This window comes from Rhizobium sp. M10 (assembly GCF_002531955.1).
GTDB lineage: Bacteria > Pseudomonadota > Alphaproteobacteria > Rhizobiales > Rhizobiaceae > Rhizobium > Rhizobium etli_C.
Genome location: NZ_NWTA01000027.1, coordinates 24,421 through 39,900, shown reverse-complemented (window position 1 = coordinate 39,900; position 15,480 = coordinate 24,421). Strand labels below are relative to the sequence as shown.

Annotated in this window: 16 protein-coding genes and 1 tRNA gene; 12 read left to right on the top strand and 5 right to left on the bottom strand. The window is 61.8% G+C overall.

The genetic code is table 11. The features are described 5' to 3' along the window. Positions 1 to 49: 49 nt before the first annotated feature. Complete coding sequence (hfq, locus tag CO671_RS28665) at positions 50 to 292, top strand: RNA chaperone Hfq (protein WP_003539403.1); 243 nt, start codon at positions 50 to 52, stop codon at positions 290 to 292. A gap of 77 nt (positions 293 to 369) precedes the next feature. Then, on the top strand, positions 370 to 1,695 hold the full coding sequence (gene hflX / locus CO671_RS28660) for a GTPase HflX (protein WP_097608790.1): 1,326 nt from the start codon (positions 370 to 372) through the stop codon (positions 1,693 to 1,695). A 334-nt stretch (positions 1,696 to 2,029) separates the two neighbouring features. On the opposite strand, the gene mazG is transcribed toward hflX, so the two are convergent. Together mazG and CO671_RS28650 are read right to left on the bottom strand one after the other, a co-directional pair. Beyond that, positions 2,030 to 2,875 (bottom strand): nucleoside triphosphate pyrophosphohydrolase, encoded by an 846-nt coding sequence (gene mazG, locus CO671_RS28655; protein WP_097608814.1) that lies wholly within the window; start codon positions 2,873 to 2,875, stop codon positions 2,030 to 2,032. A 20-nt stretch (positions 2,876 to 2,895) separates the two neighbouring features. Then, positions 2,896 to 3,483, bottom strand: a complete 588-nt coding sequence (locus CO671_RS28650) for a nucleoside deaminase (protein ID WP_097608789.1) — start codon at positions 3,481 to 3,483, stop codon at positions 2,896 to 2,898. A 48-nt stretch (positions 3,484 to 3,531) separates the two neighbouring features. Between CO671_RS28650 and CO671_RS33475 the strand changes: the two genes are divergently transcribed. Genes CO671_RS33475 through CO671_RS28625 form a run of 6 tightly spaced genes read left to right on the top strand, consistent with a single transcriptional unit; the run spans position 3,532 to position 8,956 of the window. Next, positions 3,532 to 3,747, top strand: coding sequence for a hypothetical protein (locus CO671_RS33475; RefSeq protein WP_141514499.1), 216 nt, complete (start codon positions 3,532 to 3,534; stop codon positions 3,745 to 3,747). Positions 3,748 to 3,749: 2 nt separating this feature from the next. Beyond that, the gene (gene cysG, locus CO671_RS28645) at positions 3,750 to 5,186 is read left to right on the top strand and encodes a siroheme synthase CysG (RefSeq protein WP_097608813.1); all 1,437 of its coding nucleotides are present in this window, start codon (positions 3,750 to 3,752) and stop codon (positions 5,184 to 5,186) included. Positions 5,187 to 5,188: 2 nt separating this feature from the next. After that, positions 5,189 to 5,503 (top strand): DUF2849 domain-containing protein, encoded by a 315-nt coding sequence (locus tag CO671_RS28640; protein WP_097608788.1) that lies wholly within the window; start codon positions 5,189 to 5,191, stop codon positions 5,501 to 5,503. A gap of 8 nt (positions 5,504 to 5,511) precedes the next feature. Next, positions 5,512 to 7,182, top strand: coding sequence for a nitrite/sulfite reductase (locus CO671_RS28635; RefSeq protein WP_097608787.1), 1,671 nt, complete (start codon positions 5,512 to 5,514; stop codon positions 7,180 to 7,182). A gap of 10 nt (positions 7,183 to 7,192) precedes the next feature. Continuing rightward, on the top strand, positions 7,193 to 7,705 hold the full coding sequence (locus CO671_RS28630; RefSeq protein WP_097608786.1) for a DUF934 domain-containing protein: 513 nt from the start codon (positions 7,193 to 7,195) through the stop codon (positions 7,703 to 7,705). A 39-nt stretch (positions 7,706 to 7,744) separates the two neighbouring features. Next, a complete protein-coding gene (locus tag CO671_RS28625; protein WP_097608785.1) occupies positions 7,745 to 8,956 on the top strand; it encodes a UbiH/UbiF family hydroxylase in 1,212 nt (403 codons plus the stop codon). On the opposite strand, the gene CO671_RS28620 is transcribed toward CO671_RS28625, so the two are convergent. Next, positions 8,924 to 9,886 (bottom strand): AEC family transporter, encoded by a 963-nt coding sequence (locus CO671_RS28620; protein ID WP_097608784.1) that lies wholly within the window; start codon positions 9,884 to 9,886, stop codon positions 8,924 to 8,926. The two genes, CO671_RS28625 and CO671_RS28620, sit on opposite strands and share 33 nt — an antisense overlap. 47 nt (positions 9,887 to 9,933) lie before the next feature. Then, positions 9,934 to 10,683: a cytochrome c biogenesis CcdA family protein gene (locus tag CO671_RS28615; RefSeq protein ID WP_097608783.1), complete on the bottom strand. Its 750-nt coding sequence runs from the start codon at positions 10,681 to 10,683 to the stop codon at positions 9,934 to 9,936. A gap of 237 nt (positions 10,684 to 10,920) precedes the next feature. Here CO671_RS28615 and CO671_RS28610 point away from each other — a divergent pair. Next, positions 10,921 to 10,996: transfer RNA gene (locus tag CO671_RS28610), tRNA-Lys, on the top strand. 841 nt (positions 10,997 to 11,837) lie between these two features. On the opposite strand, the gene CO671_RS28605 is transcribed toward CO671_RS28610, so the two are convergent. Beyond that, positions 11,838 to 12,461, bottom strand: a complete 624-nt coding sequence (locus tag CO671_RS28605) for an outer membrane protein (protein WP_097608782.1) — start codon at positions 12,459 to 12,461, stop codon at positions 11,838 to 11,840. A 268-nt stretch (positions 12,462 to 12,729) separates the two neighbouring features. Here CO671_RS28605 and CO671_RS33885 point away from each other — a divergent pair, with 268 nt between their 5' ends. From CO671_RS33885 to CO671_RS28590, 3 genes are all read left to right on the top strand, one after another. Next, a complete protein-coding gene (locus CO671_RS33885; RefSeq protein ID WP_010025782.1) occupies positions 12,730 to 12,900 on the top strand; it encodes a hypothetical protein in 171 nt (56 codons plus the stop codon). Positions 12,901 to 13,233: 333 nt separating this feature from the next. Further along, complete coding sequence (locus tag CO671_RS28600) at positions 13,234 to 13,563, top strand: hypothetical protein (RefSeq protein ID WP_097608781.1); 330 nt, start codon at positions 13,234 to 13,236, stop codon at positions 13,561 to 13,563. A gap of 489 nt (positions 13,564 to 14,052) precedes the next feature. Next, entirely contained in the window at positions 14,053 to 15,459 is a 1,407-nt protein-coding gene (locus CO671_RS28590; protein ID WP_097608779.1) for an adenylate/guanylate cyclase domain-containing protein, read from the top strand. Positions 15,460 to 15,480: the final 21 nt, after the last annotated feature.

The window sequence follows — 15,480 nt, the reverse complement described above, 5'->3', positions numbered from 1 at the left end:
GATATTCTACCGGCCAACTCAGGTCGGCAATAAAGAAAGAAGCGGCGCGATGGCGGAACGTTCTCAGAATTTGCAGGACTTATTTCTCAATACTGTTCGCAAGCAAAAGATTTCCCTGACAATCTTTTTGATCAACGGCGTGAAACTCACGGGCGTTGTTACCTCTTTCGACAATTTCTGTGTTCTTCTTCGCCGTGACGGCCATTCGCAGCTGGTGTATAAGCATGCGATCTCGACGATCATGCCGGGTCAGCCGATGCAGATGTTCGAGAGTGAAGAAGCCGCGTCCTAACAGGATCAGCCGTCATTTCGACACGCGATACCAAGAACGATTCGATCATCCCTGAGGCCGCCAAGCACAGGGACGATATGCGCGCGACCGTCGTCGTGCCGGTTCTGAAATCGCGCAGCCGCGGTGGCCAGACCGAATCGGCCTCGACCCGCACGCCGGAAAGCCGGCTGGAAGAGGCGACCGGCCTTGCCCAGGCGATCGACCTCGATGTCGTCAACGGCCAGGTCGTGCCGGTCAATGATCCGAGACCGGCCACGCTGCTCGGCACCGGCAAGATCGAGGAGATCAAGGCGCTGCTCGACGAGCGCGATTCGGGTCTCGTCATCGTCGATCATCCGCTGACCCCGGTGCAGCAGCGCAATCTCGAAAAGGAATGGAACGCCAAGGTCATCGACCGGACGGGCCTCATCCTCGAAATCTTCGGCCGCCGCGCCTCCACCAAGGAAGGCACGCTGCAGGTCGATCTGGCGCATCTGAATTATCAGAAGGGCCGGCTGGTCCGCAGCTGGACCCACCTTGAACGCCAGCGCGGCGGCGGCGGTTTCATGGGCGGCCCCGGCGAAACCCAGATCGAAGCCGACCGGCGGCTCTTACAGGACCGCATCATTAAGCTCGAACGCGAGCTGGAGCAGGTCGTGCGCACCCGCCAGCTCCACCGCGCCAAGCGCCGCAAGGTGCCGCACCCGATCGTGGCGCTCGTCGGCTATACCAATGCCGGCAAGTCGACGCTGTTCAACCGCATCACCGGCGCCGGCGTGCTGGCCGAAGACATGCTCTTCGCCACGCTCGACCCGACGCTTCGCCGCATGAAGCTGCCGCATGGCCGCACCGTCATTCTGTCCGACACCGTCGGCTTCATCTCTGACCTGCCGACCCATCTGGTCGCCGCCTTCCGGGCGACGCTGGAAGAGGTGCTGGAAGCCGATCTCATCCTGCATGTCCGCGACATGTCCGATCCCGACAACCAGGCGCAGAGCTCCGACGTGATGCGCATCCTCGGCGATCTCGGCATCGACGAGGCCGAAGCCGGCAAGCGGCTGATCGAGGTCTGGAACAAGATCGACCGGCTGGAGCCCGAAGTCCACGACGCCATGGTGCAGAAGGCAGCCGGCGCCAGCAACGTCGTCGCCGTCTCGGCCGTCAGCGGCGAGGGCGTCGACACGCTGATGGACGAGATCAGCCGCCGCCTCTCCGGCGTCATGACCGAAACCACCGTCCGCCTTCCCGTCGACAAGCTGGCGTTGCTACCCTGGCTCTACGACCACGCGATCGTCGACGGCCGCGAGGACAACGAAGACGGCTCGATCACCCTCGATCTCCGCCTCTCCGAAACCGAAGCCGCCGAACTCGAACGCCGCATCGGCAATGGGCCGAAGCCGCCGCGGGAAGATTGGGAGCGGTAAGGCACTTATTCTCTCTGGGCGTCCAGCCACTGAGTCTTTTGCGCCCAAGGACTTGGGCGCGCTGGATTCCTGTGACAGGCACAGGAATGAGGGAGGGGAGATGTGGCCTTCCGCCAATTGTCGCTGGATTCGCTGCGCACTCCATTTCTCTACCCACTGGGCTGATAAGCGTCGGTATTTCGCTGGATATCTGGCGAAGGCGCCAAACTCACCCTCCCTCATTCCTGTGCCTGTCACAGGAATCCAGCCACCGCGCGTCTGCGCGGTGAATGACGCTTATCAATGCAAGTGAATATCCCGTGTCAGATGGACGGAGAGCGATGCCGCCGAGTACTCACTCAGCGCCCGAGATCACAGCCCGCTCAATCGCCTTCGCCGCCTGCCAGATCTCCTCCATCCGCTCCAGGCTCGCCGCCTCCAGCGTCTCGCCTTCTGCATCAAGAACCTGCTCGATGTGATTGAACCGACGCCGGAATTTTGTATTCGTGCCACGCAGTGACTGTTCTGGATCGGCCTTCACATGCCGGCCGATATTGACCACCGCAAAGATCAAGTCGCCGAGTTCGTCGCTGACCTTTGCCCGGTCGCCGTCTCGAAGCGCCATCCGCAATTCGCCGATCTCTTCCTCGATCTTGTCGAGGATCGGCTCCGGCGCCGACCAGTCGAACCCGACCTTGGCGGCGCGTTCCTGCAGCTTCAGCGCTTCCGTCAAAGCGGGGAAGCTGCGCTGCACCGAACCGAGGAAGCCGCCCTTGAAATCCTCGGTAATCCCCCGCCTTGACCGGCGCTCGGCGCGTTCGCGTTTTTCCGCCTGCTTGATCTCGTCCCACTGGATCTTCACCGCGTCGGGCGTGTCGGCCGCCGAGCGGGCAAAGACGTGCGGGTGGCGGCGGATCATCTTGGTGGTGATGGCGTTGACCACGTCGCCGAAGGAGAATTCACCGGCCTCCTCGGCCATGCGGGCATGGAAGACCACTTGCAGCAGCAGGTCGCCCAGCTCGTCGCAGAGATCGTCCATATCGCCGCGCTCGATCGCGTCGGAAACCTCATAGGCCTCCTCGATCGTATAGGGCTTGATCGTCTGAAAATTCTGCTCGATGTCCCAGGGGCAGCCGGTCTCGGGATGGCGCAATGCCGCCATGATCTCGATCAGCCGCGAAATGTCTTTTGAAGGTTCCATGGTGCCTCGGTTCAGCATCCTCAATTGAGGGGAATATCGTTGGCGCTCTTCGACGATTGGTAGCTGGTGGAAAGCGCGTCGTAGCGCGCCTTGATGCGGACGGTCTGCGCCGTCAGCGCCTCTCTCTGTTGAGCGTCTTCGGTCTCGACGAGATCGGCGATGGCAAAGCTGTTCCAGAAGGCGTTCTGCCTGCGGTAACCGCCGGGTTCAAGGCCGAAGACCTCCTTCAGGATCTTCAGGTCATGCGGAATGGCAAAGGCATCGCGGGAATCCTCGTGGCTGAAGAAATAATAAAAATTGTCGAAGCCCGCCCAGGTGATCGCCGACATGCACATGGTGCAGGGTTCGTGCGTCGACAGGAAGATCAAATCCTTGGTCGCCGGCTTGTCGCCAAGTTCGTAGAAGCGCTTCAGCGTATGCACCTCGCCGTGCCAGAGCGGATTCTCCAACTCGTTATTGGTCTCGGCGACGACGAGCGACAGATCGGATTTGCGCAGGATCGCCGCGCCGAACACCTTGTTGCCAAGCGAAACGCCGTGTTCGGTGAGCGGCAGGATATCGTCCTCGATCACCGAAAGCAGGCGGGCAGCGATGGTCTTGTCAGGCATTGGCGTCTCCGGTTTTTCCCAGTCTATCGCCTTGGAGGCGCGAGCGAAATGCGCCAAACGCCGGTGGACGCCGTTTATCACAGGCTTTATACTGCACTGCAACAAAGAGAGTGGGAACAGGTGGTTTTCGTCGGCACGGTTGACTTTTCTCAAATCGCCGACGGCGCGAGCAAAAGAATACGCGCGCGCTGGGGCTTTCGAATTTCTGTTCCTTCAATCCCTTGTCGATCACGGGCATATTCTGGCAACTTCGAAGTGGATTGATGATGTCTCCCAAGACTGAGCAGCTTTCGGTATTTCCAGCCTTCTTTCGCGTGGAGGGCCAGAAAACGGCTGTCTTCGGCAACGGCGACGAAGCCTTCGCCAAGGTGCGGCTGCTGCTCAACACGCGGGCGCGGATTATCGCCTATGCCGAGCGGCCGGAAGCCGATTATCATGCCTTCCTGATCGCCAACCGCATCGAGACCGTGCGCGCCGGCTTTTCCGCCGAGCAGGTCGAGGGGGCGGCCCTCGTCTTCGCCGCAACCGGCAATGAAGCCGACGACCGCGAGATCGTTGATGCCGCCCGCGCCGCCAGCATTCCGGCCAATGCCGTCGATCAGCCCGATTACTGCGATTTCTTCACGCCGGCGCTGGTCAATCGCGCGCCGGTTGCCGTGGCGATCGGCACCGAAGGGGCGGGGCCCGTTCTTGCGCAGATGATCCGTGCGCAGATCGACCAGCTTCTCTCGCCCTCGCTTGGACGCCTGGCGACACTGGCGACGAGCTACCGCAAGGCCGTCGAGCAGCTGGTGCCCCGCGGCGTTTCCCGCCGGGTCTTCTGGCGCCGCTTCTTCTCCGGCGCCGTTGCCGATGCGGTCGCCAACGGCAACCTGCCGCAGGCCCGCCAGGCTGCCGACCGATTGCTGGGCGCGATGGACAAGGTCGCTGGCCACGTCTGGCTGGTCGGTGCCGGTCCGGGGGCTGAGGATCTGCTGACGCTGCGCGCCCAGCGCGTGATGATGGAAGCCGACGTCATCGTTTTTGACGCCCTCGTGCCGCAGGCGATCGTCGATATGGGCCGCCGTGACGCCGAGCGGCTTTCCGTTGGCAAGCGCAAGGGCTGCCATTCGAAATCGCAGGAAGAGATCAACGAGCTCCTGGTCGATCTCGGCCGCCAGGGCAAGCGCGTCGTCCGCCTCAAGTCGGGCGATCCGCTGGTCTATGGCCGGGCAGGGGAAGAGATGGCCGCATTGCGGGCTGCCGGCATCACCTATGAGGTCGTGCCCGGCATCACTTCGGCTTTCGCCGCCGCCGCCGATTTCGAGCTGCCGCTGACGCTGCGCGGCGTCGCCTCCTCGCTGGTCTTCACCACCGGCCATGATCTGACCGGCGACGTGCTGCCCGATTGGGCAAGCCTTGCCGTCTCCGGCGCGACGATTGCCGTCTATATGGGCCGCACCGTTGCCGCCTCCGTCGCCGAGCGGCTGATGCAGGCCGGCATTCCCGCCGAAACGACAGTCGCCGTCATCGAAAATGCCAGCCGCGCGGACCGCCGTCTGCTGCACGGCACGCTCGCCGATCTGCCCGATCTGCAGCACCGCGATGAATTGTCGGGGCCGGTCATGGTCATTATCGGCGATGCGGTCGCCGGCGCCAATTTCGAACTGTCCGAGCCGCTGGTGCGTGCGAACGCCCGGCTCGAGGAACTTGCAAGGAGCTGAATATGGGTGACAAGGTTCTGACGGCCAACCGGCTGACGGACGGCATTGCCGTCTGGCTGGATGCGAACGGGAAATGGTCCACCTCGCTGCAGGAGGCGCTGGTCGCCCGTCACAATGAAGCCGTCGAAGCGCTCGAAGCGACCGGCAAGAAGTCCTATGCCGACAACGAAGTCGTTGACGTCGCCGTCGTCGACGTTCAGGAAACCAACGGCATTCTCTGGCCGCTTCGCCTTCGCGAGCGCATCCGCGCGCAAGGGCCGACCATGGAATATGCTCCGGGCTACGCTCCCGCCGATCCCGAATTCATTGCAGTCTGAGGAAGACGATGTACCGTTACGACGAATTTGATCATGCCTTTGTCAGCGAGCGCGTCGAGCAGTTTCGCGATCAGGTCCAGCGCCGCCTTTCCGGCGAACTCGCCGAGGATGCGTTCAAGCCGCTGCGCCTGATGAACGGCGTCTATTTGCAGCTTCATGCCTATATGCTGCGCATCGCCATTCCCTATGGAACGCTGAGTGCGCGCCAGATGCGCATGCTCGCCCATATCGCCCGCACTTATGACCGCGGTTATGGCCACTTCACCACCCGCCAGAACCTGCAGTTCAACTGGCCGAAGCTGTCGGAAATCCCCGATGCGCTGGCCGACCTCGCAAGCGTCGAGATGCATGCGCTGCAGACCTCGGGCAACTGCATCAGAAACGTGACGGCCGATCACTTCGCCGGTGCTGCCGCCGACGAGGTCGCCGATCCGCGTCCTTATGCTGAAATCCTGCGCCAATGGTCTTCGGTCCATCCGGAATTCTCCTTCCTGCCGCGCAAGTTCAAGATCGCCGTCACCGGCGCAGAGCGCGACCGCGCCGCCATCCAGGTCCATGATATCGGCCTGCACCTGAAGAAGAACGACAAGGGCGAAATCGGCTTTGCCGTCTATGTCGGCGGCGGCCAGGGCCGCACGCCGATGATCGCCAAGCTGATCCGCGACTTCCTGCCCGAGGAGGATCTGCTCTCCTACACCACGGCGATCGTCCGCGTTTACAATCTGCATGGCCGCCGCGACAACAAGTACAAGGCCCGCATCAAGATCCTGGTGCACGAAACCGGCACCGAGGAGCTGACGCGCCAGGTGGAGGCCGAATTCGCGGCGCTCAAGAATAGCGAACTGAAGCTGCCGGAACAGGATGTCGAGGCGATCGCCGCCTATTTCGCGCTGCCTGATCTGCCGCAGCGCGCCGAGGGCTGGGAAAACCTCGCCCGCTGGAAGAAGGCCGATCCGGCTTTCGCCCGCTGGGTCCAGCAGAATGTGCAGCCGCACAAGAACCCCGATTACGGCATGGTGACGATTTCGCTGAAGCCGATCGGCGGCATTCCGGGCGATGCCACCGATGCGCAGATGGATGCGATCGCCGATCTCGCCGAGGAATATGCTTTCGACGAAATCCGCGTCAGCCACGAGCAGAACCTGATCCTGCCGCATGTGGCGCTGGCCGATCTCGAAGCCGTCTATCGCGGCCTCGTCGCCATCGATCTCGCCGAAGCCAATGCCGGCCTGATCACCGATATCATTGCCTGTCCGGGGCTGGACTACTGCGCGCTCGCCAATGCGCGCTCCATTCCGGTCGCGCAGGAAATCTCCCGCCGCTTCGGCAATCCCGAACGCCAGGCCGAGATCGGCGAACTGAAGATCAAGATCTCCGGCTGCATCAATGCCTGCGGCCATCACCATGTCGGCCATATCGGCCTGCTGGGTGTGGAGAAAAAGGGCGCCGAACTCTACCAGATCACGCTCGGCGGCTCCGGCGACGAACATACCTCGATCGGCGAAATCATCGGCCGCGGCTTCGAGCCGGACCGGGTGACGGATGCGATCGAGACGATCGTCGACACCTATCTCGGCCTGCGCCTCGATCCGTCCGAAACCTTCCTCGCCGCCTACCGCCGTGTCGGGCCGCAGCCCTTCAAGACTGCGCTCTACGGCTCGGCCGCCGAAGCGGCATAAGGAGGGGATGATGACGAAGATCTGGAAAGAAACCGGTTTTGTCGAGAACGATCCCTGGGTGATCGAGACCGACGAGGTGAAGGCGAGTGGCGAGCAGAAGCCGCTGCTCGGCCTCGACGAGCTGATCGCCAAGGCCGACGAAAGTAACGATATCGGCCTCGGCGTGCTGATCAAGCCGGCTGACGACGTGCGCCGGCTGGAGCCCTATCTCTCTCGCCTTGACATCATCGCCGTCGCCTTCCCGGCCTTCAACGACGGCCGCGCCTTCAGCCATGCCTCGCTGCTGCGCCAGCGCTTGGGCTACACCAACGAGCTGCGCGCCGTCGGCGACGTGTTGATCGACCAGGTGCCGCTGATGCTGCGCGTCGGCATCGACAGCTTCTCGGTCAGCAACGCCACGGCGCTGAAGCGGCTTGCCGAAAACCGTCTTCCCGCCATTCCCCATCATTATCAGCCGGCGGTGCGTGACGCCGAAGCCGGCAAGGGCTATAGTTGGCGCCGTCAGGCGAAGCCGGCCGCATAAGCGACCGATCCGCCGTTTTATGATGAGCGGAACGGTAGCATGAAGACATTCGAAGTGGCGGTGATCGGTGGCGGGCTCGCCGGCATGATTGCCGCAATCGCGCTCGCGCGCGGGGGCCGCAGCGTGGCGCTGGTAGCACCCGTTGCCGCAAGGGAGGACCGGCGCACCACGGCGCTGATGGATCAATCCATCCGCTTCCTCGACCGCCTGACGCTCTGGGACAAGCTGCGTTCGGCGGCAGCACCGCTGACCAGCATGCGCATCATCGACGGCACCGACCGGCTGTTGCGTGCGCCGACCACGACCTTCCGCGCCGCAGAGGTCGGTCTCGATGCCTTCGGCTATAATTTCCCGAACAAGGCGCTGACCGACATCCTGGAAGCGGCCACGGCCGGCGAGGGCAATATCAGCCGTTTCACCGATATGGCCGAATCGATCGAGATCTCCGCTGAGAGAGTGTCGATCACGCTTGCCGGCGGCGAGACCTTCGCGGCCGATTTTGCCGTCGGCGCCGACGGGCGCGGCTCAAAGCTGCGCGAAACATCAGGGATCGGCGTGCGCAACTGGTCCTATCCGCAATCGGCCATGGTGCTGAATTTTGCCCATTCCCTGCCGCACCAGAACATCTCGAGCGAATTCCACACCAAACACGGCCCCTTCACGCAGGTGCCGCTGCCGGGAAGCCGCTCGAGCCTCGTCTGGGTGCAGGATCCCGCGGAGGCGGCCGCCCGCATGGAGTTGCCGCTGGCCGAACTCGGCCGCCTTGTCGAGGCGCAGATGCAGTCCATGCTCGGCAAGGTCGATGTGGAGGAGGGCGTCCAGCTCTGGCCGCTGTCGGGCATGATGGCCCGTCGTTTCGGCAAGGGGCGCATCGCGCTGATCGGCGAGGCCGCCCATGTCTTCCCGCCGATCGGGGCGCAGGGGCTGAACCTCAGCCTGCGCGATATCATGGCGCTCGTCGACATCCTCTGCGACAGGGCCGAATTGCCGGTGCCGGCCGATGCCGGCGACAGCTTCGACCGCAAACGCCGCGCCGACATCATGACGCGTACCGCCAGTGTCGATCTTCTCAACCGCTCGCTGCTTTCGGATTTCCTGCCGGTGCAGATGCTGCGGGCTGCCGGCCTGCATATCCTCTCGGCCATTCCGCCGCTGCGCAACCTCGTCATGCGCGAGGGCATCGAGCCCGGCCGCGGCTTCCGCGACATTCCGGATTCCCTAAAGGAAAAGCTGAAGCGGAAGAAGGCCTGAGCGGATCGCGATCAGCCAGAGCGAAACGCTCGCCACCGAAAGCACCGTCGTGATCAGGATCGTCGCCGAGGCGCGCTCCTGCCACACCCCATATTGCTGGCCGATGACGAAGACGTTGGTCGCCGTCGGCAGCGAGGCGAGCAGCACGGCGGCCTGGATCCAGACCGGCTCGAAACCGCCGACAGCCGTCAGCGCGATGAAGACCGCGATCGGATGCAGGATCAACTTGGCCGGCACGATGTAGGAGATCTCTGCCGGCACCCGCTTGAGCGGCCGCAGCGCCAGGGTCACGCCCATGGCAAAGAGCGCGCAGGGCGCGGCCGCCTGGGCGAGGTAATCGACGAGGCGCTGAAACGCCAGCGGCTGGTCGATGTGGAGGGCGGCCACGGCAAAGCCTGCCGCCGTCGACAGGATGAAGGGATGCAGCGCCACCTTCCGGGCGATATCGGCTGCAAGCCGGCCGGGCGAACGCGTGTCGTCGCCGGCCGCCGCCATCAGCGCCGGCGCGACGATGAAATGCAGCGCATTCTCGAAGCAGATGATCAGCGCCACCGGCACGGCCGCAGCTTCGCCGAGCGCGAGCAGCGCCAGGCCGGGCCCCATATAGCCGATATTGCCGTAGGCGCCGGCAAAGGACTGGATGGTGCAGTCATCAAGCGCATTGCCGCGCACGAAACGGCCGATGGCAAAGAGCAGGATGAAGACCGCATAGGTCGCGGCAATATCGGTGACGATGAAGTCGACCCGCGTCAGCTCTTCGATCGGCGTGCGCGAGACGAGCTTGAAGAACAAAGCGGGCAGGGCGGCATAGATGATGAAGGTGTTCAGCCAGCCAAGCGCCTCGGCCGGCTGCCTGGTCGCCTTGGCGGCGGCATAACCGATCAGGATCAGGCCGAAGAACGGCAGGAGCAGGCTGACGATATCGGCCAAGAGATCTTCCAGTGCGCGGGTATGATCGGCGGGTAGGGAAGACCGGTTTAGCCGATTTGCATCAGGATCGGAAAGGTCTGCTGGAACCAGATCGCCACATCGCTGACCCATCCGAACAGGAAGGCGAGGCCGGTGAGGATGAGGAAGGCGCCCATCACCTTTTCCACCGTGCCGAGATGGCGGCGGAAGCGCGACAGGAAGCGCATGAAGGCGCCGGAAAAGCCGGCGGCGATCCAGAAGGGAATCGCAAGACCCAGCGAATAGACGGCAAGCAGCCCGGCGCCGGAGCCGACCGTCTCGCGCGAGGCGGCGACACCGAGAATCGCGCCGAGCACCGGGCCGATGCAGGGCGTCCAGCCAAAGGCGAAGGCCAGGCCCATGACATAGGCGCCCGTCAAGGTCGCGGGCTTGCCGCCACTTTGGAAGCGCGCCTCGCGGGCGAGCAGCCCGATTCGGAACAGGCCGAGGAAATTCAGCCCCATGACGATGATGATCAGCCCGCCGATCTTGGAGAGCAGGTCGAGATGCTGGCGCAGCGCCATGCCGATGCTGGACGCGCCGGCACCGAGCGCCACGAAGACGGTGGCAAAGCCGAGCGTGAAGAGCAGCGCCGAGAACAGCACACCACGCCTGATATCGGGCGCCACCGCAACCGCCGAGCCGCCGCGGAACTGCTCGACTGATATACCGGCCATATAGCAGAGATAGGGCGGAACGAGGGGAAGCACGCAGGGCGAAAGAAAGGAAAGCGCCCCGGCTATCAAAGCGCTCCACAGGGAAATATCGGCAATCGACACGCATTCTCTCCGGCTGCAATCTGCGCCCTGTTCCTAGCTTTGCCAGGCCGCGATTGCCAATCACCTTTTTGCGCTTGGCGCCGATGTGTCGTTACGCCCGCGCAAGCGATTTGCTTTGCGCCGCGCAAGAAATGTGCCGATCACTGAAAAAAGCCGAATTTTTCGGTTGACCGCAATGGGTCGCCTGCCTATGTTCCGCCCACTTCCAGCCGGGGTGCTTCACAGCCTGCGGAAAGGGAGAGCGTAGCTCAGCCGGTAGAGCAACTGACTTTTAATCAGTAGGTCTCGGGTTCGAACCCCGACGCTCTCACCAATGGCTCGATAAGTTAGAAAAATCTCTGTTTTCGTCGGCCGGGCCAGTCGCCACTGAGTCTCCACCAGCCGTGGGTGCGTTCATAATTGCGATTCATCAAAAACTTCTCCGCCACCGCGTTTTGATGAGACTTGTTTGATCTAAAATCACTCTCGAGTTCGCCGGGCCAGCCTCGTACCCACCGATAGCAGACATTCAAGCCACTGCTAATGCCATCCATTACGCTTGCGCCGGGCATCGTGCTCTGGGGCCAGAGCAGCGGCGCGCTCTTGCGTTGTGGATGGTGCGGTCGAGCCGCAGATTCTTTTCTCAACGGAAGCCGAAGAAGCTCAGGATTGCGAGCACGATGACGACGGCACCGACGATCCAAATAAGCTGGTTCATGTGAAATCTCCTCCGAAAATGGAATGAGCCAAGTTGCAAGCATGTAATGCGTTGCGGCAGCTCTGGTTCCCAATTTCGCATTACCATGCGCGCCTCCTCTCGCAATGACGCCCCGCGATCTCAGGCGAGACATGCGGCAACTGGGGCCGAGGGCTGATCGCCAGTGCGAGCAAAAATAAGCGGCGCTTTGATCGCCGTGTCGAAGCGCCGCCGCTTCGCTTGCCGTTGTGATGGGTGCGGCAAAGACCGCCACACGAGAATCGACGCGCGGGAAATCCGGCGAAATTGGATCTGCAAGTGGTGCCGAGCGGGATCGTCGGCTCAGGGCAGGGGCAGGGAGCTAATGATTGCGTTCCGACCCATATGCCGCGCGTGAACCGCGACGTGATCCGGAGGAATGAAAAAGCCCCGCCGAAACACGGCGAGGCTCTGATGCTACCGATCCGAGAAACTCTTATTAGAACTTCACACCGATACCGAACTTCAGTTCGTGCTGGTCGAGGTCGACATCAATGCCCAGGATATCTTTTTCGCCGTAGTCGTTGAAGCGATATTCGCCGCGGGCGAAGATGTTGTTGGTTATGGCAAAGTCGACGCCGGCACCGACGGTGTAGCCGTTGAACGTCTCGGTTTCCTTGTCGAAGCCGGGCGCATCGACGTAACCGCGCGTGGCGGCCCAGCCGGCTGCGCCGTAAATCAGAGCCCTATCAAAGGCGTAGCCAACACGACCGCGAACGGCTCCAGCCCAATCCGTCCCGACTTCTGCACCCAGCGCGTCCTCTTCATTCCAATTGTATTCGAGGTTTCCTTCGATGCCCACGACAAAGTTATCGAACTGGAAATTGTAACCTGCGAACCCGCCGAAGACGCCGCCGTTGAAATCCTCAGAGGCAGAGGCACCGCCGGCGCTGAAATCACCGTTCAGCCAAGCGGCGCCGCCATCGATACCGAAATACGGACCCGACCAGGTGAAAACAGGTGCCGCCGCAACCGGGGCGGTCGGGGCCTCCTGAACGACATCGGCCGCAAAGGAAGTGGTAGCGACAAGTGCGAGAAAGGCAGTGGCGATAGCTAACTTCATCTTGGTACCTCATGGAATTACATTAGAGCTAAATAATATAGCAACTACTCAACAGAAGGCTGTAGCAATAAGGACACACTCGCGAAAATGTAGGCTGTCGTACAAGTTGTTTTATCGCCGGGAGAGAGGGGAGGGCCGAAGCCGGCGTCGTCAGAAGTCGTCCTGATCAGGGCACACGGATCGTCGATTTGCCTTTCCGAGACCTTCGACCCCGGAACCAAACCCGCTCGCATGGAATTTGACCGCTGAGTAATCTTGGAGGTCTCCGATGGACAAGACACCGAAAACGGCCATCCGTGGAATGATGTTGTACGTGCTCGCTCTCATCGTCTTGGGCGTTCTGGCGGGCGCCGTCTACACGATCTATGGCCATCCCGCCGATCCGTCTGAGCGGCCAGCGGCGGAGACCATTCCGCAAAAGGCCACAGCTCCGCAGTGAGCGGCACCATCCCGGTTATTCTCAATCGCCCTTCGAGAACGAATGGTGACATGGAAGGCGTTTTTGGAAACGCCTGGGGTTCTACGCCAGGAAGCCGCACAGGCGGCAATGAAAAGGGCTTTGGAAGGCAAGGCGGAAAAGTGGTCACCGATGAGGAATGGCGCGCGGCCAAGCCCGTTCAGCGCAGGCGAATGATTACCGTGGGCGCCTATAGTACCCCTACCCAAACGGAGTAACTTTCGCTTTCTCGGTGCGCCTATCGGGTAATCTTGACAGTCGCTTGCATTCTGACACCCTGCAGCTATGGGGAGTGGTCGTGGCCACGGGGAAAGCATGAATATTTCTAAGCACGCAAAATCAGTTTGCTTCTTTCTCTCTTTGACGTTGCTTTCGGCTCATCAAGCATTCGCGTTCACTCTTACCCGCCGTATAAGTGTCCCGGACTGGATGGATCCCTATATGGCCATATTTGTAGTTGGCGCATTGTTTGGTTATCTAGGACTGGTGGTGACAAAACCACGCGGAGTGCCTGTTAAGCAGCTTTCGAGGGTGAAAATTTCACCCCTCGCAAACTTCTTTCGCGTCTTCTTTGGTTCCATGTTTCTCACGTTCATGGCTATGCTGTTTGTAGGCATGGCCCTTCGTCGGTACGCCGAATATTAAATGCCGGCATATGATTTGGATGAGGACTGCGAAGTCGACGGGTCAGCAATTCAAGAACATCGATTTAGCGCAGACCCACCGTGTCGGGAAAATAATTGCTTTCAAGCATAGTTGGATATGCGGGTTCCGGAGCGCCTTTAGCATCATTGTTTCCTCAGTGCACAATGATGCCTATTTCGCCTCGATTGCGTTAAGCTGAACGGAAGTCCGCGTTGCGAGATCACCGCATCGAGCCGGGTTACGCAACATGATGAGGCCGCGGCGTACGCACGCCTTCTGCATCCCGCGTCTCGTGTGCGCCGCAGGCACAGCCCTGCGCAACACCTACGCACCCAACAGATGATCCTCTGGCCGGATCGCCGCGGCGACGGCCGGGTCGGCCGGAAAACAAGCGGCATCCGGGGCTGTCGATTTCTATTGGCAAGGTCCCGTGTTATGATCCCGGAAGTGGCGTTGTTCGCCCGTGTTGTCTGCACAGAGACTTCTCCAATGAGTGAAATGGACGTGCTTTTTGCCACCCTGCGACAGGCGGCTGACCCGCAGACGGTCGAGTGCATCGAAAACGTCGTCAGGCATGGCGCCGATCGCGATCTCAATCGCATCAATGCGCTTGCTTTCGCCGAAAAACACCATCTCGACGAAGAGAAAACCATCGCCGCCTTTCTGCATGCCGCCCGCATAGGCGCGTTCGAGATGACCTGGAATGTGCTTTGCCCGGGATGCGGCGGCGTCCTTGACAGCGGCGCAACGCTCAAAGGCGTCGTTCAGGACACCTATCACTGCGCGCTTTGCGCGGCCGGATATGAACCGACGCTCGACGAGATGGTCGAGGTCACCTTCACGGTCAGTCCGCGCGTGCGCAGGATTGCCGCCCACGAGCCCGACCGGCTGCCGCCGCTCGAATATTACCGCCAGATCTTCTTCAGCTCCGGCGTCGACCTGCCGGAGGATCTGGAAGCGAAGTTTCAACGCATTCTGCTGGAGATGATCGAGCTGGCGCCCGGCGAGAAGGCATTCGTGTCGCTGCAGCTGCCGGCGCAATTCGTCATCATCTTCGACGCGGTCACGCATTCCGCGCAGTTCATCGACGTGCAGGGTGAGCCAACCGGCGAACGCCAGAACCTCTCGATGGTCATCAGCCGCGGGCATGCGCTGAACGAAACCGTGACGCTGCGCCCGGGTCTGCTGCGGCTCACCCTCGAGAACCATACCGATCGCCGGGTGGTGCCGAATGTCTGCATCGCCGGAGATGATTTGCACGATCTCCTGGGCCGCCGGCGGGCTTTTTTGACGGCCAAGCGTCTGCTGACGAACCAGAGCTTCCGCGACATCTACAGGACCGATACGCTCGACGTCGACCAGCGCCTGAAGATCACCAGCCTGACGTTCCTGTTCACCGATCTGAGGGGCTCGACGGCACTTTACGAGCGCGTCGGGGATCTTGCCGCATTCGACCTGGTGCGGGCGCATTTCCGCGTTCTTCACGAGATCGTCGCCACCGAGGCGGGCGCCGTCGTCAAGACGATCGGCGATGCTGTCATGGCGACCTTCCCGAGCCCGGATCGCGCGGTCGCTGCCGCACTCAGAATGCGCGAGGCGATGAGCCGGTTGAATGCCGAACACGGCAGCGAAGACCTGCTCCTGAAGATCGGCATCCATGAGGGACCGTGCCTTGCCGTCAACCTCAACGACCGGCAGGACTATTTCGGCCAGACCGTCAACATCGCCTCCCGCGTCCAGGGCCTTGCCGACCCCAACGTGATCATGACGACGGAAGCGATCGTCGAGGATGTCCATGTCTCGGAGATCCTGCGCGACAGCGGCGTCACCTCGGCGTCCCGGATGGCGGAACTCCAGGGCATCGGCAGGGAGGTCAGGATCTTCGCCCTGTCGTGAGCGTCGTTGCGCGAGTTGGCA

Excerpts from the sequence above, each read along its gene's own strand:
- CO671_RS28640 (WP_097608788.1), top strand. The coding sequence starts at position 5,189 with ATGGGTGACAAGGTTCTGACGGCCAACCGGCTGACGGACGGCATTGCC.
- CO671_RS33475 (WP_141514499.1), top strand. The coding sequence starts at position 3,532 with ATGCGCCAAACGCCGGTGGACGCCGTTTATCACAGGCTTTATACTGCA.
- CO671_RS33885 (WP_010025782.1), top strand. The coding sequence starts at position 12,730 with ATGGACAAGACACCGAAAACGGCCATCCGTGGAATGATGTTGTACGTG.
- mazG (WP_097608814.1), bottom strand. The coding sequence starts at position 2,875 with ATGGAACCTTCAAAAGACATTTCGCGGCTGATCGAGATCATGGCGGCA.
- CO671_RS28605 (WP_097608782.1), bottom strand. The coding sequence starts at position 12,461 with ATGAAGTTAGCTATCGCCACTGCCTTTCTCGCACTTGTCGCTACCACT.
- CO671_RS28625 (WP_097608785.1), top strand. The coding sequence starts at position 7,745 with ATGAAGACATTCGAAGTGGCGGTGATCGGTGGCGGGCTCGCCGGCATG.
- CO671_RS28600 (WP_097608781.1), top strand. The coding sequence starts at position 13,234 with ATGAATATTTCTAAGCACGCAAAATCAGTTTGCTTCTTTCTCTCTTTG.
- cysG (WP_097608813.1), top strand. The coding sequence starts at position 3,750 with ATGTCTCCCAAGACTGAGCAGCTTTCGGTATTTCCAGCCTTCTTTCGC.
- hfq (WP_003539403.1), top strand. The coding sequence starts at position 50 with ATGGCGGAACGTTCTCAGAATTTGCAGGACTTATTTCTCAATACTGTT.
- CO671_RS28630 (WP_097608786.1), top strand. The coding sequence starts at position 7,193 with ATGACGAAGATCTGGAAAGAAACCGGTTTTGTCGAGAACGATCCCTGG.
- CO671_RS28650 (WP_097608789.1), bottom strand. The coding sequence starts at position 3,483 with ATGCCTGACAAGACCATCGCTGCCCGCCTGCTTTCGGTGATCGAGGAC.
- CO671_RS28590 (WP_097608779.1), top strand. The coding sequence starts at position 14,053 with ATGAGTGAAATGGACGTGCTTTTTGCCACCCTGCGACAGGCGGCTGAC.
- hflX (WP_097608790.1), top strand. The coding sequence starts at position 370 with ATGCGCGCGACCGTCGTCGTGCCGGTTCTGAAATCGCGCAGCCGCGGT.
- CO671_RS28635 (WP_097608787.1), top strand. The coding sequence starts at position 5,512 with ATGTACCGTTACGACGAATTTGATCATGCCTTTGTCAGCGAGCGCGTC.